Below are 229 nucleotides of genomic sequence, written 5' to 3' on the forward strand. Positions count from 1 at the left end.
ACGGCCCCTTTTATTTTTCAAGAAGCAGGAATTTCAGAACTATAAGAGAATACTTTTTTAATATTCAAATATTCAGCCAAGTTTGAAATTTAAAAAGGAGGAAAGAGAATGGGGATCTTAAACTCTAAAGAAGACCTTACCCGTGAACAAGCTTTGGAACTATTAGAGGACTTTGCCAAGCGTTGGATAGCACATGACGGACTATGGTTCCAGGCCATTGAGCAAGTAC

Annotated in this window: 1 protein-coding gene; it reads left to right on the forward strand. The window is 38.0% G+C overall.

The features are described 5' to 3' along the window. Positions 1 to 108: 108 nt before the first annotated feature. Positions 109 to 229 (forward strand): DUF6125 family protein (locus tag DSOL_RS29385; protein ID WP_235839028.1); only part of this gene is annotated, 121 nt, incomplete at its 3' end.

It is taken from the genome of Desulfosporosinus metallidurans, assembly GCF_001936615.1.
Classification (GTDB): Bacteria; Bacillota; Desulfitobacteriia; order Desulfitobacteriales; family Desulfitobacteriaceae; genus Desulfosporosinus; species Desulfosporosinus metallidurans.